This is a genomic window from Rhodococcus sp. NPDC055112 (assembly GCF_053607505.1).
This window is the reverse complement of the sequence record NZ_JBSGTR010000049.1, coordinates 1-18,098: the sequence shown is the minus strand read 5'-3', so window position 1 is coordinate 18,098 and position 18,098 is coordinate 1. Positions and strand designations below refer to the sequence as shown.

General features: G+C 69.2%; 22 protein-coding genes. 10 read left to right on the top strand and 12 right to left on the bottom strand.

The window, feature by feature from the left end; genetic code table 11:
* The first annotated feature begins 29 nt into the window (after nucleotides 1-29).
* Together mftR and ACWFRB_RS19535 are read left to right on the top strand one after the other, a co-directional pair.
* Nucleotides 30-650 (top strand): mycofactocin system transcriptional regulator, encoded by a 621-nt coding sequence (gene mftR, locus ACWFRB_RS19540; RefSeq protein ID WP_452642935.1) that lies wholly within the window; start codon nucleotides 30-32, stop codon nucleotides 648-650.
* A gap of 169 nt (nucleotides 651-819) precedes the next feature.
* Nucleotides 820-1,875 (top strand): 2Fe-2S iron-sulfur cluster-binding protein, encoded by a 1,056-nt coding sequence (locus tag ACWFRB_RS19535; protein ID WP_392980955.1) that lies wholly within the window; start codon nucleotides 820-822, stop codon nucleotides 1,873-1,875.
* Between the two features lie 51 nt (nucleotides 1,876-1,926).
* Here ACWFRB_RS19535 and ACWFRB_RS19530 read toward each other — a convergent pair whose 3' ends face one another.
* Nucleotides 1,927-2,664 (bottom strand): DNA alkylation repair protein, encoded by a 738-nt coding sequence (locus tag ACWFRB_RS19530; RefSeq protein ID WP_452642934.1) that lies wholly within the window; start codon nucleotides 2,662-2,664, stop codon nucleotides 1,927-1,929.
* Nucleotides 2,665-2,786: 122 nt separating this feature from the next.
* Between ACWFRB_RS19530 and ACWFRB_RS19525 the strand changes: the two genes are divergently transcribed.
* Together ACWFRB_RS19525 and ACWFRB_RS19520 are read left to right on the top strand one after the other, a co-directional pair.
* Entirely contained in the window at nucleotides 2,787-3,158 is a 372-nt protein-coding gene (locus tag ACWFRB_RS19525; protein WP_027500601.1) for an SPW repeat protein, read from the top strand.
* Between the two features lie 131 nt (nucleotides 3,159-3,289).
* Nucleotides 3,290-3,913 carry a TetR/AcrR family transcriptional regulator gene (locus ACWFRB_RS19520; RefSeq protein WP_392977382.1) on the top strand — a complete coding sequence of 208 codons (624 nt, stop codon included), beginning with the start codon at nucleotides 3,290-3,292 and terminating at the stop codon, nucleotides 3,911-3,913.
* Nucleotides 3,914-3,932: 19 nt separating this feature from the next.
* Here the strand turns inward: ACWFRB_RS19520 and ACWFRB_RS19515 are convergent, their stop codons facing one another.
* Genes ACWFRB_RS19515 through ACWFRB_RS19505 form a run of 3 tightly spaced genes read right to left on the bottom strand, consistent with a single transcriptional unit; the run spans nucleotide 3,933 to nucleotide 6,085 of the window.
* A complete protein-coding gene (locus ACWFRB_RS19515; protein WP_452642933.1) occupies nucleotides 3,933-4,685 on the bottom strand; it encodes a glutamate racemase in 753 nt (250 codons plus the stop codon).
* A 56-nt stretch (nucleotides 4,686-4,741) separates the two neighbouring features.
* Nucleotides 4,742-5,572, bottom strand: coding sequence for an SDR family NAD(P)-dependent oxidoreductase (locus ACWFRB_RS19510; RefSeq protein WP_452642932.1), 831 nt, complete (start codon nucleotides 5,570-5,572; stop codon nucleotides 4,742-4,744).
* Between the two features lie 33 nt (nucleotides 5,573-5,605).
* Complete coding sequence (locus ACWFRB_RS19505; RefSeq protein ID WP_452642931.1) at nucleotides 5,606-6,085, bottom strand: MarR family winged helix-turn-helix transcriptional regulator; 480 nt, start codon at nucleotides 6,083-6,085, stop codon at nucleotides 5,606-5,608.
* Nucleotides 6,086-6,184: 99 nt separating this feature from the next.
* Here ACWFRB_RS19505 and ACWFRB_RS19500 point away from each other — a divergent pair, with 99 nt between their 5' ends.
* Nucleotides 6,185-7,042, top strand: coding sequence for an alpha/beta fold hydrolase (locus tag ACWFRB_RS19500; protein WP_452642930.1), 858 nt, complete (start codon nucleotides 6,185-6,187; stop codon nucleotides 7,040-7,042).
* A 14-nt stretch (nucleotides 7,043-7,056) separates the two neighbouring features.
* Here the strand turns inward: ACWFRB_RS19500 and ACWFRB_RS19495 are convergent, their stop codons facing one another.
* The 6 genes from ACWFRB_RS19495 to ACWFRB_RS19470 all read right to left on the bottom strand — a co-directional run bounded on the left by ACWFRB_RS19495 (nucleotide 7,057) and on the right by ACWFRB_RS19470 (nucleotide 11,732).
* The gene (locus ACWFRB_RS19495) at nucleotides 7,057-8,160 is read right to left on the bottom strand and encodes a thiolase C-terminal domain-containing protein (RefSeq protein WP_452642929.1); all 1,104 of its coding nucleotides are present in this window, start codon (nucleotides 8,158-8,160) and stop codon (nucleotides 7,057-7,059) included.
* Nucleotides 8,157-8,579: a Zn-ribbon domain-containing OB-fold protein gene (locus ACWFRB_RS19490; protein WP_452642928.1), complete on the bottom strand. Its 423-nt coding sequence runs from the start codon at nucleotides 8,577-8,579 to the stop codon at nucleotides 8,157-8,159. Before ACWFRB_RS19490 ends, ACWFRB_RS19495 begins: the two co-directional genes overlap by 4 nt.
* Nucleotides 8,580-8,588: 9 nt before the next feature.
* The gene (locus ACWFRB_RS19485) at nucleotides 8,589-9,788 is read right to left on the bottom strand and encodes an NAD(P)/FAD-dependent oxidoreductase (RefSeq protein ID WP_452642927.1); all 1,200 of its coding nucleotides are present in this window, start codon (nucleotides 9,786-9,788) and stop codon (nucleotides 8,589-8,591) included.
* A gap of 155 nt (nucleotides 9,789-9,943) precedes the next feature.
* Nucleotides 9,944-10,645 carry an SDR family NAD(P)-dependent oxidoreductase gene (locus ACWFRB_RS19480; RefSeq protein ID WP_452642926.1) on the bottom strand — a complete coding sequence of 234 codons (702 nt, stop codon included), beginning with the start codon at nucleotides 10,643-10,645 and terminating at the stop codon, nucleotides 9,944-9,946.
* Between the two features lie 56 nt (nucleotides 10,646-10,701).
* Nucleotides 10,702-11,190, bottom strand: coding sequence for a twin-arginine translocation pathway signal (locus tag ACWFRB_RS19475; RefSeq protein ID WP_452642925.1), 489 nt, complete (start codon nucleotides 11,188-11,190; stop codon nucleotides 10,702-10,704).
* Nucleotides 11,187-11,732: a mammalian cell entry protein gene (locus tag ACWFRB_RS19470; protein WP_452642923.1), complete on the bottom strand. Its 546-nt coding sequence runs from the start codon at nucleotides 11,730-11,732 to the stop codon at nucleotides 11,187-11,189. The genes ACWFRB_RS19475 and ACWFRB_RS19470 overlap by 4 nt, the downstream gene beginning before the upstream one ends.
* Before the next feature lie 99 nt (nucleotides 11,733-11,831).
* On the opposite strand from ACWFRB_RS19470, the gene ACWFRB_RS19465 reads away from it, so the two are divergent.
* The 5 genes from ACWFRB_RS19465 to ACWFRB_RS19445 are packed head-to-tail and all read left to right on the top strand — an operon-like array spanning nucleotide 11,832 to nucleotide 14,358.
* The gene (locus tag ACWFRB_RS19465) at nucleotides 11,832-12,293 is read left to right on the top strand and encodes an Asp23/Gls24 family envelope stress response protein (RefSeq protein ID WP_072750968.1); all 462 of its coding nucleotides are present in this window, start codon (nucleotides 11,832-11,834) and stop codon (nucleotides 12,291-12,293) included.
* Nucleotides 12,293-12,637, top strand: a complete 345-nt coding sequence (locus ACWFRB_RS19460) for a hypothetical protein (protein WP_452642921.1) — start codon at nucleotides 12,293-12,295, stop codon at nucleotides 12,635-12,637. Before ACWFRB_RS19465 ends, ACWFRB_RS19460 begins: the two co-directional genes overlap by 1 nt.
* On the top strand, nucleotides 12,634-12,813 hold the full coding sequence (locus tag ACWFRB_RS19455) for a DUF2273 domain-containing protein (protein WP_072750969.1): 180 nt from the start codon (nucleotides 12,634-12,636) through the stop codon (nucleotides 12,811-12,813). Before ACWFRB_RS19460 ends, ACWFRB_RS19455 begins: the two co-directional genes overlap by 4 nt.
* The gene (locus ACWFRB_RS19450) at nucleotides 12,806-13,798 is read left to right on the top strand and encodes a DUF6286 domain-containing protein (RefSeq protein ID WP_452642919.1); all 993 of its coding nucleotides are present in this window, start codon (nucleotides 12,806-12,808) and stop codon (nucleotides 13,796-13,798) included. The genes ACWFRB_RS19455 and ACWFRB_RS19450 overlap by 8 nt, the downstream gene beginning before the upstream one ends.
* On the top strand, nucleotides 13,795-14,358 hold the full coding sequence (locus ACWFRB_RS19445) for a hypothetical protein (protein ID WP_452642917.1): 564 nt from the start codon (nucleotides 13,795-13,797) through the stop codon (nucleotides 14,356-14,358). Before ACWFRB_RS19450 ends, ACWFRB_RS19445 begins: the two co-directional genes overlap by 4 nt.
* Before the next feature lie 217 nt (nucleotides 14,359-14,575).
* Here ACWFRB_RS19445 and tuf read toward each other — a convergent pair whose 3' ends face one another.
* Together tuf and fusA are read right to left on the bottom strand one after the other, a co-directional pair.
* Nucleotides 14,576-15,769, bottom strand: a complete 1,194-nt coding sequence (gene tuf / locus ACWFRB_RS19440) for an elongation factor Tu (RefSeq protein WP_077040759.1) — start codon at nucleotides 15,767-15,769, stop codon at nucleotides 14,576-14,578.
* 107 nt (nucleotides 15,770-15,876) lie between these two features.
* Nucleotides 15,877-17,979 carry an elongation factor G gene (gene fusA, locus ACWFRB_RS19435; protein WP_397513425.1) on the bottom strand — a complete coding sequence of 701 codons (2,103 nt, stop codon included), beginning with the start codon at nucleotides 17,977-17,979 and terminating at the stop codon, nucleotides 15,877-15,879.
* Nucleotides 17,980-18,098: the final 119 nt, after the last annotated feature.

Sequence of the window (18,098 nt, the reverse complement as noted above, 5' to 3'; positions counted from 1 at the left end):
AGTGCACAATGAAAGGTCCGGAGGGAAAATTGACGCAGGCCGGTAGCAAACCCGCAGGTCGCATAGGTCGTCGGCCGTCGACGACCCGCGATCGGATCAGCAATATCGGCATCGAGCTGTTCGCCGAGCACGGTTTCGAGGAGACCAGCGTCGATCAGATCGCGGAGGCCGCCGGTATCGCCAGGCGCACTTTCTTCCGCTACTTCCCCTCCAAGAACGCGGTGCCGTGGGGCGACTTCGACCTGCATCTGGCGAACATGCGCGAGCAGCTCGCGGAACTCCCCCGCGACATCCCGCTGGCCGAGGGACTCGCCTCGGCACTGCTCGAGTTCAACAGCTTCCCGCCCGCCGTGGCCGCGCTGCACCGCAAGCGGATGGAGATAATCCTGCAAGCCCCGGCGCTGCAGGCGTATTCGATGGTGATGTACGACGGCTGGCGAGGCGTGATCGCCGACTACGTGGCCGACCGGATGGGCTGCCGACCCGGCGATCACCTGCCCCGCACGATCGGCTGGATGGTCCTCGGCATCGCCCTCTCTGCCTATGAACAGTGGCTCACCGACGACTCCCTCGAGCTGCCGGATCTGCTCCACGCCGGGAGCGAGGTCCTCTCGCACGGGCTCGGCGCCTCCGCGGCCGCACACGACTGACCAGCCCGATCACCGCCACCGGGTGTCGTGGCCGACCATCCCTGAGCTGCCCCATCCCGATTATCGGGATCGCCACTCTGCAATTTACGATCCACCTGGTTGCATGTTTTCCTGCTACATTTGAAAACTAGAACACGTTCCAGATTCACCCCCGAGAGGATCCGCCGCGATGACCACCGTTGACATGCCGCACAGCTCCAGGTCGGTTGTCCTCACCGTCTCCGGGGTCGTCGAGGAGACCTCCGACGCCCGGTCGCTGGTCTTCACCGTCCCGGACGAGCATCGCGGCAAGTTCGACTACAAGCCCGGCCAGTTCCTCACCCTGCGCATTCCCAGCGATCAGACCGGTTCCGTGGCCCGCTGCTACTCCCTCGCCAGCTCGCCGTTCAGCGACTCCGAGCCGAAGGTCACCGTGAAGCGGACCATCGACGGATACGGCTCCAACTGGCTGTGCGACAACGTCAAGGCGGGCGACACCATCGAGGTGCTGCCCCCGTCCGGCGTGTTCACCCCCAAGTCGCTCGACCACGACTTCCTGCTCTGGGGCGCGGGCAGCGGGATCACCCCGGTGATCTCGATCCTCAAGTCCGCGCTCACCGAAGGCACCGGCAAGGTGGTGCTGGTCTACGCCAACCGCGACGAGAAGTCGGTCATCTTCGCCGACGAGCTGCGCGGCCTCGCGGCCCAGTACCCGACCCGCCTGACGGTCGTGCACTGGCTCGAGTCCCTGCAGGGCCTGCCGACGCCCGACCAGTTCGCGACCCTCGCCAAGCCGTTCGGCGGCTTCGAGTCCTTCATGTGTGGCCCCGGCCCCTTCATGGACACCGTGCACAAGGCGCTCGCCGAGGCAGGCGTCCCGCGCACCTCGGTGCACGCCGAGGTGTTCAACTCGCTCGCGGGTGATCCGTTCCAGGACGTCGCGCTCGAAGAGGTCACCGAGGAGGAGGCCGCCGACGCCGCCACCGTCGAGGTGCAGCTCGACGGCGAGACCCACACGATGAGCTGGCCGCGCAAGCAGACCCTCGTCGACATCATGCTGTCGAAGGGTCTCGACGTGCCGTACTCCTGCCAGGAGGGCGAGTGCGGCTCCTGCGCCTGCACCGTGCTCGAGGGCAAGGTCGAGATGGAGAACAGCGAGATCCTGGACCCCGAGGACATCGCCGCCGGCTACATCCTCGGCTGCCAGGCGCGCCCGGTCACCGACCACCTCAAGATCGAGTTCTAGGCGGCTCCGCCGCCCGTGCGCGGTTACGGAGTCCCCACACTCGTCGAGCGCTCACGGGCGGCGTAGCCGCCGGTACCGCGCGCGGGTGTCCGCGTCCAGGTGCTCGGTGGCGTAGCTGAGCGCGGTCGCGCCCATCGCGGCGGCGTGCTCGTCGAGGAACCCCGTGAGCAGCTGCCGGTCCACCCGTTTGCCGACCTCGCGCAGCATCCAGCCGAGCGCCTTCTGGGTGAGGTCGCGCCGGTCCCCGAGCAGCCGCGGCGCCAACTCCAGTGTGGTGGTCGCGTCGCCTCGGCGGATGAACCCGAACGTGGTCAGCAGTGCCACCCGGCGCCGCCACAGGTCGGTGTCGGCGCCGAGCTCGTTGACCAGGTCTCGCGGCCGGTCGAACAACCAACCGCCGAGCACTGTCACCGCCGAGGTGTCGACCAGGTCCCAGTTGTTCACCCGACCCCTGAGCACGGCGGCCAGATAGAAATCGGCGATCCGCTCGCGCTCGGCCTCATCGCGCGTCCGCACGCATGAGGCCCGCGTGAACCGGCCGTTCAGGATCACCAGTGCGGCCAGGCGGTGCTCGTGTACCTCGCTGTCGAGCAGCGCGTCGACCTCGGCCAACGGCAGGTCCGCGAACCGCTTCGCCACCGTTCGGGTGGCAGGAACCCGAACACCGATGAAGACATCGCCCTCGCCGTACTCGCCAGGGCCGGTCTTGAAGAACCGCTGCAGCTCGACGGCGTCGGCCGGGCTCGACACCTGCGCCAACGCCCTGGTCACTGCCTCCGCATCGTCCATGCCCCGACCTTGCCAGACCGCCGGGCAGAGCGAATCCGAACCGACGCCGAGCAGCTATTGATCGGCCGGTCAATCAGGGTTATACCTGAGGTAGCGGGGTTCCCTCGTCGAGGAGGCAGGAAATGAAGGCAGCAATGGCTCGGTGGCAGGATTGGGCCGCCGTGGTGATCGGCGTGGTCGTGGCGCTGTCCCCGCTGTGGATGGACACGAACGACGCCGCGATGTGGTCGATGATCGTGCTGGGTGCACTGGTGGCGGTCGCCGGGTTGGCGCACATGATGTCGGCAGAGATGCCGGCGCTCCCGTGGGCGATGGGCGTTCTCGGCGTGCTGATGTTCCTCTCTCCGTGGGTGATGGGCTTCGCCGACATGGCAGGCGCTGCCTGGACCTCATGGATCGGCGGAGTGCTGACGGTGCTCACGGCGATGGCCGCGATGCCGGAGGGCTCGAGGCTGCACATCGGACACGGCGGCGGATTGGCGACGCATCACTGACGGACCGATCCCTGACAGAATCAACAACAGTCCCGTGCTGGGGCGAAGGCAGACCGCCTCGCTCCAGCCGGTCGGACATCCAGGCTCGGTCGGACGATCGCGCCTGACGCAACACGTGTGGAGGCAACCGAATGCCAGGTCCGCGCCAACGCCGGACCGCCAGCGTGGACGGTGACGCGAGGGAGTTGATCCTCGACGCCGCCGAGGAGCTGATCGCCGAGTCGGGCTTCGACGCGACCTCGACCGCGGCCATCGCGAAGCAGGCGGGCGTGCCGAAGGGCCTGGTCTTCTACTACTTCCCGACCAAGTCGGCCATCCTCACCACGCTCATCGCCGAGCGACTGCCCGCGGAACCGCTGGCCGACGTCGCCGGGCTGGTGGTCACCGGCGAACCGGAGTCCACGCTGGTCAACCTCGAGGCCGCGCTCAACCTCAGGGACCACCACTCCTCGGTGATGCGGGTGATCATCTGGCGTGAGGCGGAGACCCACCCCGCGGTCCGCGCGCACCTGCGGCGATTCCGCACCTACCTGCACGATGCGACCGTCGAGGTCCTCCGCGCGAGCTCGCCGGTGGCGGTGTCCGCGCGCGTGCTCGATTCCTGCGCGACGACCTGGGTGGCCGCGATGTTCTCCGTCGCCAGCATCGACCGGCTCCGCGATCTCGACGGCACCCGCGAGCACCGCGAGGATCTGGGCGGCGTCGCTCGCGTTGTCGCCGCGGGCCTCGAACAGCTCGGCACCGCCGGGGCATGACGGGCGGCGGAGCCGCGAGCTAGCCGAGCAGGCGGCCGGCCTCGAACGCGGCGGCGCCTGCGGGCAACTCCCCCGGCCTGCCACTGAGCAGTACCTTCACCGAGCCGCTTCCGCTCGCGTCCCGGCCCAGCGCGTCGATACGACGGAGCGTCTGGGCGGCGACGGCCTCCGCGCTGTCGAAGAGGGTGACCCCGGTAGGCAACTGGTCCGCGATCTCCTCGGCCATCAGCGGATAGTGCGTGCAGCCGAGGACCACCCCGTCACAGTCGGCCGGGGTGCGCGCCACGGCGTCGGCGATCGCCCGCTTCGCCAGGTCGGTGTCGCCCAGGTCGATCGCCTCGGCCAGCCCGTGACACGCCACCCCGACCACGGAGGTGCCGTTGGCGAACCGCTCGATCAGGTCGGCCTGGTACCGGCTGGCGGTGGTGGCCGCGGTGGCCCAGATCGCGACCGAGCGACTGGCCGCGGCCGCCGGCTTGATCGCCGGAACGGTCCCGATCACAGGGATCGCGTCACCCAGCCGGTCCCGGACGTGATCGAGAGCGGTCACGCTGGCGGTGTTGCACGGCAGCACCACGACCTCGGCCCCCAGGGCAACGGCGTGCTCCGCCGCCCCGACCACGCGGTCGATCACCCACTGCTCGGGCTTGGGCCCCCAGTGCGCGCCGTCCGGGTCGAGTGAGAGCAGCAGGTCCAGTTCGGGGCGCAGACGCCGCAGCCAGGCCGACGTCGGCAGCAGCCCCAGGCCGGAGTCGATGAGCGCAACAATCACCCGACAAATCTATCCCGACGCCGCGACCGGGCCGTCCCCCGTCCCGCCGACCCGCGCTACCCGGTCCTCCCGCGCTCCTCACTCAGGCGCCGGAACATCGCGTTGACGCCGGCCTTCCCCGCGATCCGCTCCGCGAGACGGGGGGCAAGCGCGGCGAACGACAGCAGCGGGCGGATCGGGGCGCCACTCTCGATGACCTCGGGCAGGTCGCGCCGGATCGCCGTCACCACCTTGTCCGCCACCTTCGACGTGGTGGTCTCGCCGATCACCCGATTGGACCGGAAACCGCGCTCGACCATCCGCTGGTACATGCCGTCGCCGCTGATGAACCCGGGGCACACCACCGAGAAACCGACCGGCGACTGCCCGTACTCGGCGCGCAGCGACTGGGTGAGCCCGATCAGGGCCGCCTTGGTCGCCGCGTACGGCTCGCAGAACGCCGGCCCGAACTTGCCCGCCATCGAGCTGATGAACACGACGTGGCCGCGACCGCGCGCCAGCATGCCCGGCAACACGTGCCTGGTGAGCAACATCGGCGCCGAGAGGTTGACGTCGACCATCGCCGTCAGCTCTTCGGGGGTGAGCGCGGTGAACGCCGCGACATTCTCGACACCGGCGTTGTTGACGAGGACGTCGATCGGGCCGAAGGATCGCTCGGCGCGCTCGATCAGCGCCCCGGTCGCATCCAGATCCGCGAGGTCGGCCGGTACCGAGTCCGCCCGCGCCCCGGTCGCCCGCAGTGCCAGCACCGTGGCGTCGAGGGCCTCCACCCGCCTGCCGGTGACCACCAGATCCATGCCCTCGCCTGCGAGCGCGCGGGCGATGACGGGGCCGAGTCCACCGGTCGCCCCGGTCACCAGGGCGACGCGGCCGCGCAGCGGTTCCATGGAACCGAGCCTTCTCCGGCCACGGACCGGATGTCAACGATTCCCGTCGGCGCCGCCTGCCGCGGATCCGACCGCCTCGTTCATCGCCCCGAGAAATCGGGTCACCGCGGCCAGCTCGGCCCCGTCGAACTCCCCCATCGAGGCGATCATGCGCCCGATCAGCGGTCCGAAGAACGACCAGCCCAGGTACTTCGCCTGTTCCTGCACCCGCAGCAGCACCCGGCGGCGGTCGCCGGGGTCGGGGGTCCTGCCGATGTGGCCCGCCCGTTCCAACCGGTCGAGCAGGGCGGTGGTCGCCGCCGAGCCAAGGCCCAGCTGCCCGCCCAGCCAGCCCGGCGTCGCGGCGATCCCGGCCCGGTCGGCATCGAGCAGCGCGATGAGCGCGCGGAGGTCGGTCGCGTGCAGGCCGTTGCGGCTCGCGAACGCGGCACCGAACCGGTCCAGCTCGACGGTGAGCCTGCGCAGCTCGTGCACTAGCTGCAATGCCGCGCCTGGGTCGTCGGCGGCGCTCACGGCCCTGCTCCCACGATCACTCCTTGATTCACATCTCTCGATGAGCAATTATCTCTATCATCGAGATTATCTGATGCCGAGAGAACCGGGGGGCGGTCCATGGACGACGACACGCAGATTCGCACGAAAGGCCGGTTCGACGCCGCCTACGACGCGGTTCTCGCCCGCTGGGGCGAGGTGGAGGTCGTGGAGACCAGCTCCGAATTCGGCGTCACCCGGGTCCACGCCTGCGGGCCGACGGGGGCGCCGCCGGTACTCCTGCTCCACGGGGGTGGCGCCACCTCGACCGCCTGGTCCGCGGTCGCGACCGCGCTGGGCAGGACGCACCGGGTGTACGCCCCGGATCTGATCGGGGACGTCGGACGCAGCGTGCCCGGCGACCGGCGGCCCCGCACCCCCGCGGACCTGATGACGTGGCTCGATGCGGTGCGAGCCGAGCTCGGCCTGCCGCGGGCCACGCTGATCGGGCACTCCTACGGCGCGTGGATCGCGCTCGCCTACGCGCTGGGCCACCCGGACCGGGTGGACCGGCTCGCCCTGCTCGACCCGTCGAACTGTTTCTCCGGACTGCGGGCCGGCTACGTGCTGCGGGCGCTCCCGATGTTGCTGCGCCCCAACGAGAATCGGGCCCGGCGATTCATCGAGTGGGAGACCGGCGGTCGGTCGGTCGACCCGGACTGGCTGACCGTCTACGCGCTGGGAGCCGCGGGGTCCCCGCGGCCGCGGATCGTGCTACCCAAGAGGCCGTCGACGACCGTGCTCGGCGAGCTGCAGGTCCCGACCCTCGTTGCGCTCGCACAGGATTCGCGGGCGATCGATGTCGATCGGGTGGCCGCGGCAGCGCGCGGAACCCTCTCGGACATCCGGATCGAGGTCCTGCCGGACAGCAGTCACCACAGCCTGCCCGGCCACGTACCGGGTCGGCTGACCACGATCCTCACTGACTTCCTTTCCTAGCAGCGCGTCTCGCGTCAGCGCGCCAGCAGCATGCAGCCCGCGACGGTCGCGCCGCCGATACCGACGACGGCCACCTCTGGCGGGCCGTCGAGCTGGGCAGTCGACTCTCCACGCAGCTGGGACACCGCCTCCGCGACGAGCTCCAGTGCGGCCGATCGTCCCAGTCCCAGTTGGCCGCCGTGTGGGTTGAGCGGCAGCGCGCCCGCTCGCGAGATCCGCTGTCCCCCGGCGACGAACGTGCCAGCCGTCCCCGGCACACAGAACCCCAGCGCCTCCAGCCACATCAGCGCCAGAAAGCTGAACTCGTCCTCGAACAGCGCGACGCCCACATCCTCGGGTCCGAGTTCGGTACCTTCCCACAACCTTTCGCCTGCATCGTGGATCGCCATTCCCGTCAGGTCGGCACGCTGTTCCCACAGCGGGCTCACGTTCCGCGCCGCCGCGACCGCCTCGACCGTGACGGCGGGGCCGGGCAGATCCTCCGCCAGGTCGCCAGGACTGATCAGCACGGCCGTCGCCCCTCCCGCGGGGAGCGCGCGGTCGTACTCGCAGAGCGGGTCGGCCAGCATCGGGGCGTCCAGGTACTCCCGAAGCCCGAGGCCCCGCCCGCTGTTTCGGCCGGCGGTCAGCGCGATCTGGGCCAACTCGACCCGGGTGAGCCCGAACGCCTCGATGTAGCTGCGCGCCGCGAGGGCGGTCGTCACCAGCTCCGTTCCGGCCCCATACGGTGCGTGCCACTGTGCCCACCCGGACACCGGCGGTCGGACGGCGAAGCGGCGTGCGGCGACCCGTGCGGGCGACGGCGGGTCGCACGCCTCGATACACAGCACGTGGGTGGCCAGGCCGGAGATCACCGCCGCCACCGCGGCCGAGACCGCGGCGAGCACGCCGAACCGATCTGATTCCGCTGTGCGCCAGGCGAGTTCGAGACCGAGCGCGTCCGCGACGTCGACCACGTCCGGCAACCCGCAGGTGACGAGCCCGTCGACGGCGCCACCGGTCAGGCCCGCATCCGCCAGCGCGCCGCGGGCGGCCATGGCGGCGACCCGAACATCGGCGGACCCGGGCCCGCGCGGCACCCGGCCGATCCCGCTGACCACGGCCCCGCGGGTGATCACGACACGGCCTCCAGCCGGTCCTCCGGCAGCTCCAACTCCTCGATCTCGGCGAACGGGAGCCAGAAGTCGCCACCGAGATGCTCGAAGTACAACCGGATCGGCGTGTCCACGCGCAGGGCGCCCGGCTCGGTCCCGGTGAGGCCCAGCAACAGCCGGATCCCCTCCTCGAGCTCGACCACGGCGACGAGGTAGGGGCTCGGGTCGTGCACCTCGGTCCAGGTGAGCAGCACGCCCTTTCCCGTGACCGGCTCGACGGTGAAGTCGGCCGACCAGCAGTGCCTGCAGCACCGCGACGGCGGGAACGACCAACGCAGGCAGTGCACGCACCGCCGCACCGACAACCGCCCGGACGCGCCCGACGTCCAGTGCGCGGCGGTCAGATCCGTCAGCTCAGGCAGCGCCCGCTGGTCATGGACCATACATTCACGTTAGACGCCCGCAGCCTCGATCACCTCGGTGATCGGCACGCCACTCGCGATCTTCGCCCTGGTCTTCATCACCGCTCCCGCGAGGCCGCCGCCGACCACGGCGACGAGAACGCCGTCACGCTCGTAGTACGCGAGGAACTTGCGGCCGTCGTCGCGGACCAGGTGCACGGTGTCCGTGGCGGACGGCTCGCCGAGCGCCTGGATCTTGATGTCGTACTGGTCGCTCCAGAAGTACGGGACCTGCCCTGGCCCGGCGGGCGCGTCGGCGCCGACCAGCGCCAGGGCCAGTGCCTTTGCCTGGTCGCCCGCGCTGGTCCAGTGCTCGACCCGCCGATGACCCTCGGGATGGCGCCAGGCGGCGACGTCACCGACCGCCCACACGTTCGGGTCGCTGGTCCGGCCGCACTCGTCGGCGAGCACGCCACCGCCCGCGCGCGGATCGGCGACCTGCACGCCCGAGCCGTCCAGGAGATCCGTGACCGGGACGGAACCGATGCCGATGACCACGAGGTCGGCCGCGACCTCGGTGCCGTCGGAGAGCACGGCGCCGGTGACCCGGCCCTCGCCGAGCAGGGCGGTGAGGCCGACCCCGGTGCGCAGGTCGACGCCCTCCTCGCGGTGCAGTCGGGCCACGAGGCCGCCGATCCGCTCGCCGAGCACGGAGGCCAGCGGGGTGGGCTGCGGCTCGATCAGGATGACGTTCATGCCGCGTGCGCGCATGCTCGCGGCGAGTTCGCACCCGATGAACCCGGCCCCGACGATGAGTGCGGTCCGGTCGGGGGCGAGCTCGGAGCGCAGCGCCATCGCATCCTCGAACGAACGCAGCACGTGCACGCCATCCAGCTCGGCCAGCCCGGGGATCCGGCGGGGGACGAGCCCGGTGGCCACCACCAGGTGGTCGTAGTCGACGGTCGATCCGTCGGCGAGGGTCACCGTGCGGGCGCCTGCGTCGACGCCGGTCGCCGCCGCGCCGAGCCGCAGGTCGATGCGCTGCTCCTCGAAGAACTCGGCCGGCTTCAGGGTGACGTCGTCGCGCTCGCCGCGGACGACCTCCTTGGACAGCGGGGGCCGGTCGTAGGGCAGGTGCGGCTCCGCGCCGATCAGCGTCAATTCGCCGTCGAAGCCCGCCCGCCGCAGTTCCTCAGCGGTCCGCAGACCGGCCAGCCCGGCCCCGACCACGACGACCCGTCCAACGCTCATCCCGCTCAACCTCTCACCCGATGGATCGTTGTGCGCCCACGTGGGCCACGCACACTTCATACCAAACTGACACGTGTTCTAGATAGCGTGCCCTAAGGAGCCGAGGAATGCCACACCCCGAGATCGCGCCGGGCGACAGCGAGACGCGAGAACGCTCAGCCGACCCCGGGAACCGGGACCTGGGCGCCGGTCATCGCGGCCGAGGAGTCGCCGATCAGGAACGCGATCACCTCGGCGATCGCCTCGGGTGCGACCCAGCCCTTGCGGCTCGACCCGGGCTGGCTCGCCCGGTTTCCCGGGGTGTCGATCACCGAGGGCAGCACCGCGTTCGCCCGGATGCCCTCGTCGCGGTACTCCACGGCCAGGGCGCTGATGAACGCCCAGACCGCGGCCTTCGACGTGACGTAGCCCGACGCACCCGAGAAGGGCGCGAAGGCCGCCTTGGTGGACATCGCGACCACCGACCCGCCCCCCGCGTCGATCATGAACGGCAGCGCCGCCTGGGTGCACAGGTACAGCGGGCGCAGGTTCAGCCGCAGCATCGCCTCGAAGTCCTCGATCGGGCTCTCGTGGACCCGCGCGCCACTGGCGAAGCCGCCGACCAGGTTCACCACCGCACGCAGCGGCGCCTGTTCGTCGCCTCCCGCCAGTGCCGCGACGTCGGCGACACCCGCAGGGTCGAACAGGTCGGCGCGGGCGAGGACGAGCCTCGGGTGTGGGTCCAGACGCTCGAGTTCCCTCTCCGCGATCCACGGAACCACCACCCGCCACCCGTCCGCGAGCAGCCGCCGGGTGACCGCGACCCCGAGCCCGCCGGTGCCACCGGTCAGGAGCACGCTCCGTCCTGATTCGGTCATGATCCGCATCCTTTCCAGAGTTGTTGTCGGGGCATGACTCTCGCGCGCGGGCCCGATCACCTCGCGTCGAACTCGGAGATCAGCCAGCGACCGTCCACCTTCCGCAGCGTCACCTCGGCACCAACGGTCGTGTCGACCGGAGCCTGCTCCGCCGCGGACGTCGTCGACTGCTCGAGGAACACCAGTACCTCGGCGCTGTCGTCGGTCAGGGAGGTCAGTCCGGTCCCCGTGACCGTGGCGGTCGAGGTGATCTTCTTGTCCGTCGCCGCGGGCACGATCACCCCCTGCGCGAGCCGGTCGTGGTAGTCCTTGAACTCCCCCGTCAGCAGCTCGCGCGCGGCGACCATGTCCGCGAAGACGGTCTCCGGCGTGTAGGTCAGGAGCGCCTTCGCGCCGTCCGCCGCAGCCTGCTTGACCTCGGCCCTGGCCCGATCGTCGACTTGCTGGTCCGGCCGGTACTGGGCGAAGTACAGGAACCCGGCCAGCGCCGCCAACACCAGGGCCGCGGCGGTCAGCCCGACCATCAACCGTCGCTGTGCGGTCACGACAGGTACTCCACCCTCGAGATCTTCGACTGTTCCCCGTCGACGGTCACCCGGAGCCGCTGGACCCGCTGCTGGTCCTGCGCCCCCGTTCCGTTGCTGACCCGCGAGGCGACCTGGACCAGAACCGTGGCGGAATCCGCCGCCTCCGTTTCGATCCCTGCGACGGCGGACTCACCGACGGTGATCACCTTGGCGTCCCGCACCACCGCGATGAAACCCTGCGATCGCCGATCGAAATCGTCGTAGAACTCGCCGGTCGCGCCGTCGAGCACCCGTTGCACGTCGGCCTCGGCATTGTTGTGGTCGATGGTGGTCAGGTTCAGCGCGCCCTCCCGGGCGACCCGCAGATAGGTTTCCCGTTCGGACTGCAGCTCCGATGCCGAACTGTGTTGCCAGAGCATGACTCCGCACGCGGTCGCCAGCAGCACGACGACCACGGCGAGCACCGCCGTTCCCGCCGCGAGCGCCCCCCGTGGGCCGGATCCGGCCGCGACGGCGGGCGACGCGACCCCCGCGGGATCCGCATCTTGAACTCCTGCCATCGGGTCAATTCCTTCGTCGACGGTGCGGTGGACTGCTCCACGTTAGGTGAATCGGCGCACGGGCGTCGCGGCGCGCCAACACTCACTAGAGTTGAGTGCGTGACCACCGATCCGAACAGGGGCATCGCCCCAGTGCAATACGGCACCTCCACCACCGAGCTGGTGAGCTCGCAGGGGCGCACGATCATCGCCGACGCGGTCGTGGCGAAGATCGCCGGTATCGCCACCCGGGAGATCAGCGGCGTGTTCGACGTCGGCGGCGGCACCGCTCGCGTTGTCGGCGCGCTGCGCGACCGGATCCCGGGCGCCCGCGTCAACCACGGTCAGGGCGTCGCCGTCGAGGTGGGCGAGAAGCAGGCCGCCATCGACATCGGCATCGTCGCCGAGTACGGCGTCGCGCTGCACGAGCTGGCGGCGGGCATCCGTCGCAACGTGATCGCGGCCGTGGAGCGGATGACCGGGCTCGAGGTCACCGAGGTCAACATCACCGTCTACGACGTCGTCCTGTTCGACGAGAACGAACAGCCGGGCGAGACCGACGGCAGACCGAGAGTCCAGTGATGCCGGAGCGGAGCCTGCGCAGCGACCAGGAAGCACAGCAGCGGAGCCCGCACGGCGACCAGGAGGTGGAGCCCGCCGAGCTGATCGCGGGCGCGGTGCTCGCGGTACCAGGAGTGGCCGGCCTGCACGGCGGCATGTTCGGCGAGGTCGCGACGTACCTGCCGGGCCGGCGGGTGCTCGGTGTCGCGCTCGGCGACGACTCCTGCGCCATCCACATCAGCGTGCGCTATCCGGCGCACGTCATCGAGACGGCGGAGCGGGTCCGCGCGGCACTCGCCCCGATGCTCGACGTCCCGGTCGATGTCACGGTCGAAGACGTACTCACGGAGAGGACAGCGCCATGAACAGCACAGTCGTCGGCCTGATCGCCGGTCTGCTGCTGGCGATCGCCGTAATCCTCGGTGGTTTCAGCGGTTTCGTGTTCGCCGTGCTGTTGGGCGGTTTCGGCATGGCCATCGGGGCCCACCGCGACGGGCACGTCGATCTGGGCGCGCTGTTGCGGAGCCGGGGCCGTGGCTGACAGCACGGGCGAGGCAGGCGGAGCGACCCGGCAACTCACCGCGGACGCGGACCTGGACGAGGAGCGCAGCACCAGGGGCCAGCTGATCATCAAGGACCGCGCGGTTTCACGGATCGCGGTGGCGGCCGCCCTCCAGGTACCGGGCGTGGTCCGCCAGCGCGGCGGCCTGTCCCGGCTCACCGGCCGCGACCTGCCGCGAGCAGAGGTGTCGATGGGCACAGAGTCGGTGGCCGTCACGCTGTACATCGCGGTCGCATGGCCGTGCCCGATCGCGCTGCTCTCCCGCGAGGTACACCGCGAGGTGGGCGATCGGATCGCCGCCCTCAGCGGCCTGCCCATGGACCAGCTACACGTCGTCGTCGCCGCGGCGGTGCCCACCGCGGCACCGGAGGGGGCCGAAGTCGACAGCCAGCAGTTCGCGGTGCCCGGCGCCGCCCTGGCACCCCTTGTCCCGTCGCGGGCACCGATCACCCGGCCCGCGGCAGCCCCGGTCGCGCTGCTCTTCGCCTGCGCCCTGCTGGTGCTCGCGGTACTGACCGGACGCGAGTTCCTGATCGCGCACGAGGTCATCGCTCCCGCCGCGTGGCTGCGCAACTCGATCGAGTGGTCCGCACGCCAGCACTGGCAGCCCTGGATGGCGCCCGCGGCCGTTGCGGCCGTGTTCGTGGGCCTGACGTTGATCTTCGTGGCGGTCAAACCGCGGATCCGCACCCATCTGCCGCTCGGCGACGCGGGATCTGCGGTGGTGTGGGTGCGTCCCACCGATGTGGCGAGGATGTGCAGCGCGCAGGCACGCACGGTGGCAGGCGTCCGGTCGGTCCAGACCATCGTCGACGGCAGGCGGACCACCGTCCGGATCTCCCCGGACGGTGAGGTCGCGGCCCCCGCGCTCGAATCGGCCGTACGCGACGCGGTGGAACCGGGCCTGGCCACGCTCGCCACGCCTCGGCCGCTGCGCGTCCGGATCGGCAAGGTGCGCGGGTGAGGCGCCGCACATCGGTCATCGACCGGTCGATAGCTCTCGGCGCCGGCCTCGCCCTGGTGGCGGCGGGCGCACTGGCGCTGACCTGGCACATGGACCTCGACGTGTCCCAGCAGTTCTGGCGAAGGTTCGATCGAGCCGAGTACGCAGCGATCCCGACCAGGGACTGGTGGCCCACGCTGCTCGGCGTCGCCTGCGTCGCCTGCCTGGTGGCCGGGGTGACCCTGCTGGTGATCAACCTCCGGCGCGGCCGGACCGCGACGGTGCAGATCGGGGACGTCCTCGGCGAATCCGACCTGTCGGTCGACCTCGGGCCGATGGCGGTCGGGCTGGCCTCGGAGCTGTCCACCTTGGATGGGGTCCGCTCCGTGCGGGCCGCCGCCGTGGACGATCGCGGTCTGCTGACCCTGCGGGTGACCGTGATCGCCGACCCTACGGTCGACATCGCCGAGTTCACCCGCGACGCCGAGTCCCTGGCCAGGTCCATGGCCGCGGCCTTGCCCGACGCCCCGGTCGCCACACAGGTGCTGCTGCACCTCGACCGCGCCGATCTACCCGGCTGACTTTCTACTCGATGGCAAGCGGCGCCGCTGATCAGTGCGATCTTGCGTTCTGACACACGCCGGTGCTGGATCCTCGTTGCTTCCAGAATGGGCCGCGAGGCCGGGTGAAGGAAGGCCCGCCCTCGGCCCATCTCCCCGAAACGCCGAATGGCGCCCACTCCCGAGGGAGTGAACGCCATTCGGCTTTGGTATTGCTAGATCAACCGGTGAAACTAAATCACTTGTTGATCTTGGTGACGCGACCGGCGCCGACGGTACGTCCACCCTCACGGATGGCGAACCGCAGGCCCTCGTCCATGGCGACCGGCTGGATCAGCTTGACGGACATCTCGGTGTTGTCACCGGGCATGACCATCTCGGTGCCCTCGGGCAGGGTCACGACGCCCGTAACGTCCGTGGTACGGAAGTAGAACTGCGGGCGGTAGTTGTTGAAGAACGGCGTGTGGCGGCCGCCCTCGTCCTTGGACAGGATGTAGGCGTTGCCCTCGAACTCGGTGTGCGGGGTGGTGGTGCCCGGCTTCACGACGACCTGGCCACGCTCGACATCTTCGCGCTTGATGCCACGAACCAGCAGACCGACGTTGTCGCCCGCCTGGCCGGAGTCGAGCAGCTTGCGGAACATCTCGATGCCGGTGACGGTGGTCTTGGTGACCGTCTCCTTGATGCCGACGATCTCGACCTCTTCGTTGACGTTGACCACGCCACGCTCGATACGACCGGTGACGACGGTGCCACGACCGGTGATCGTGAAGACGTCCTCGACGGGCATGAGGAACGGCTTGTCGGTCTCACGGACGGGGTCCGGGATCGAGTCGTCGACGGCCTGCATGAGCTCGAGAACGCTCTCGCCCCACTTGGCGTCGCCCTCGAGCGCCTTGAGCGCCGAGACCTTCACGACGGGCGCGTTGTCGCCGTCGAACTCCTGCGACGACAGCAGCTCGCGGACCTCCATCTCGACGAGCTCGAGGATTTCCTCGTCGTCGACCATGTCGGACTTGTTGAGCGCGACCAGGATGTAGGGAACACCAACCTGGCGGGCGAGCAGCACGTGCTCGCGGGTCTGCGGCATCGGGCCATCGGTGGCCGCAACCACGAGGATGGCGCCGTCCATCTGCGCCGCACCCGTGATCATGTTCTTGATGTAGTCCGCGTGGCCCGGGGCGTCGACGTGCGCGTAGTGGCGCTTCTCCGTCTGGTACTCGACGTGGGAGATGTTGATCGTGATACCACGAGCCTTCTCCTCCGGCGCCTTGTCGATCTGATCGAAGGCCGAGGCCTCGTTCAGGTCCGGGAACTTGTCGTGCAGGACCTTGGTGATCGCCGCCGTCAGCGTGGTCTTGCCGTGGTCAACGTGACCGATGGTCCCGATGTTGACGTGCGGCTTCGTCCGCTCGAACTTCGCCTTCGCCACTTGATGGCCTCCTGTATTCGTGCTTGCGCTATGCAGCAGTGCGGTTGGTTATTACTTGGTCGTGCTCAGCTGGTGAAACTCGCCAGCGGTCGTGCTCCCAGCTGGTGTTACTCGCCGGTCGCCTTGGCGATGATTTCCTTCGAGACGTTCGCGGGAACCTCTGCGTAGGAATCAAACACCATGGAGAAGTTCGCCCGACCCTGGGTCTTCGACCGAAGGTCTCCGATGTAGCCGAACATCTCCGAGAGCGGAACCAGCGCCTTCACGACACGGGCACCACTGCGTTCCTCCATGGCCTGGATCTGGCCACGGCGGGAGTTGAGGTCGCCGATCACATCGCCCATGTACTCCTCGGGCGTGGTCACCTCGACCGCCATGAGCGGCTCGAGGATGACCGGACCGGCCTTGCGGGCGGCTTCCTTCAGTGCCTGCGAACCGGCAACCTTGAAGGCCATTTCGGACGAGTCGACGTCGTGGTACGCGCCGTCGAGCAGCGTCAGCTTGAGGTTCACCAGCGGGTAGCCGGCGAGCACGCCGTACTGCATGGCGTCGCGTGCACCGTGGTCGACGGACGGGATGTACTCACGCGGAACGCGGCCACCGGAGACCTTGTTCTCGAAGGTGTACGGCTCGCCTTCCTCGCCGATGAACGGCTCGAGCGCGATGATCACCTTTGCGAACTGACCCGAACCACCGGTCTGCTTCTTGTGGGTGAACTCGTGCTTGTCGACCGTCTTGGTGATGGTCTCGCGGTACGCGACCTGCGGCTTGCCGACGTTGGCCTCGACCTTGAACTCGCGACGCATGCGGTCGACGAGGATGTCGAGGTGGAGCTCGCCCATGCCGCCGATGACGGTCTGGCCGGTCTCCTCGTCGAGCTCGACGGAGAAGGTCGGGTCCTCTTCGGCCAGCTTCTGGATCGCGGTGCCCAGCTTCTCCTGGTCGGACTTGGTCTTGGGCTCGATCGAGACCTGGATGACCGGGTCCGGGAAGCTCATGGACTCGAGCACGATCGGGTCGGCCTGATCGCAGAGGGTGTCACCGGTGGTGGTGTCCTTCAGACCGATCATCGCGTAGATGTGGCCGGCCACGGCCTCGTCGACCGGGTTCTCCTTGTTGGCGTGCATCTGGAAGAGCTTTCCGATGCGCTCCTTCTTGCCCTTGGTCGCGTTGAGCACCTGCTGACCGGGATCGAGACGGCCGGAGTACACGCGCACGAAGGTGAGCTTGCCGAAGAACGGGTGCGACGCGATCTTGAAGGCCAGCGCCGAGAACGGCTCGTCCTTGCTCGGCTTACGCGTGATGATCTCGTCCTCTTTGTTGAGGACGTGACCCTCGACCTCGCCGATGTCCAGCGGGGTCGGCAGGTAATCGATGACCGCGTCGAGCATGGGCTGAACGCCCTTGTTCTTGAACGCGGAGCCACAGAGGACCGGGTAGATCTCGGAGTTGACCGTCAGCTTGCGGATGGCGCCCTTGATCTCCTCGACCGTGAGCTCCTCGCCGCCGAAGTACTTCTCCATGAGCGCGTCGTCGGTCTCGGCGACCGTCTCGAGCAGCTTGGTGCGGTACTCGTTGGCCTTCTCGACGAGATCCGCGGGGATCTCCTCGACGGTCACAGGGGCACCGGTCGGCACCACGCCGCGCCAGGTGAGGGCCCGCATCTCGACCAGGTCGACGACGCCGTCGAAGTCGTCCTCGGCGCCGATCGGCAGCTGGATGACGAGCGGCTTCGCGCCGAGACGGTCGATGATGGTCTGGACCGTGAAGTAGAAGTCCGCGCCCATCTTGTCCATCTTGTTGACGAAACAGATGCGCGGAACGTCGTACTTGGCGGCCTGACGCCAGACCTGCTCGGACTGGGGCTCGACGCCCTCCTTGCCGTCGAAGACGGCGACGGCGCCATCGAGCACGCGCAGCGAGCGCTCGACCTCGACCGTGAAGTCGACGTGGCCCGGGGTGTCGATGATGTTGATCTGGTTGTTGTTCCAGAAGCAGGTCACGGCGGCAGACGTGATCGTGATGCCGCGTTCCTTCTCCTGCTCCATCCAGTCCGTCGTCGACGCACCGTCGTGCGTCTCACCGATCTTGTAGTTGACACCGGTGTAGAACAGGATGCGCTCGGTGGTGGTGGTCTTGCCGGCATCGATGTGCGCCATGATGCCGATGTTGCGGACCTTGTTCAGGTCGGTCAGCACTTCCTGTGCCACAGGATTCTTCCCCGCTCGTAGCTCGTGTCGGTCCTTCGCGGACCACGTCTTTTTGTGTTGTCAGCCGGCCCGTGAGGAACCGACACATAGTGGTAACGCCGGAGCGGCACGTGAAGTGC

Bases quoted from the DNA above. Each gene is read 5' to 3' on its own strand.
- ACWFRB_RS19535 (WP_392980955.1), top strand. From the start codon at position 820: ATGACCACCGTTGACATGCCGCACAGCTCCAGGTCGGTTGTCCTCACC.
- ACWFRB_RS19530 (WP_452642934.1), bottom strand. From the start codon at position 2,664: ATGGACGATGCGGAGGCAGTGACCAGGGCGTTGGCGCAGGTGTCGAGC.
- ACWFRB_RS19525 (WP_027500601.1), top strand. From the start codon at position 2,787: ATGAAGGCAGCAATGGCTCGGTGGCAGGATTGGGCCGCCGTGGTGATC.
- ACWFRB_RS19520 (WP_392977382.1), top strand. From the start codon at position 3,290: ATGCCAGGTCCGCGCCAACGCCGGACCGCCAGCGTGGACGGTGACGCG.
- ACWFRB_RS19510 (WP_452642932.1), bottom strand. From the start codon at position 5,572: ATGGAACCGCTGCGCGGCCGCGTCGCCCTGGTGACCGGGGCGACCGGT.
- ACWFRB_RS19500 (WP_452642930.1), top strand. From the start codon at position 6,185: ATGGACGACGACACGCAGATTCGCACGAAAGGCCGGTTCGACGCCGCC.
- ACWFRB_RS19490 (WP_452642928.1), bottom strand. From the start codon at position 8,579: ATGGTCCATGACCAGCGGGCGCTGCCTGAGCTGACGGATCTGACCGCC.
- ACWFRB_RS19485 (WP_452642927.1), bottom strand. From the start codon at position 9,788: ATGAGCGTTGGACGGGTCGTCGTGGTCGGGGCCGGGCTGGCCGGTCTG.
- ACWFRB_RS19480 (WP_452642926.1), bottom strand. From the start codon at position 10,645: ATGACCGAATCAGGACGGAGCGTGCTCCTGACCGGTGGCACCGGCGGG.
- ACWFRB_RS19470 (WP_452642923.1), bottom strand. From the start codon at position 11,732: ATGGCAGGAGTTCAAGATGCGGATCCCGCGGGGGTCGCGTCGCCCGCC.
- ACWFRB_RS19460 (WP_452642921.1), top strand. From the start codon at position 12,293: ATGCCGGAGCGGAGCCTGCGCAGCGACCAGGAAGCACAGCAGCGGAGC.
- ACWFRB_RS19455 (WP_072750969.1), top strand. From the start codon at position 12,634: ATGAACAGCACAGTCGTCGGCCTGATCGCCGGTCTGCTGCTGGCGATC.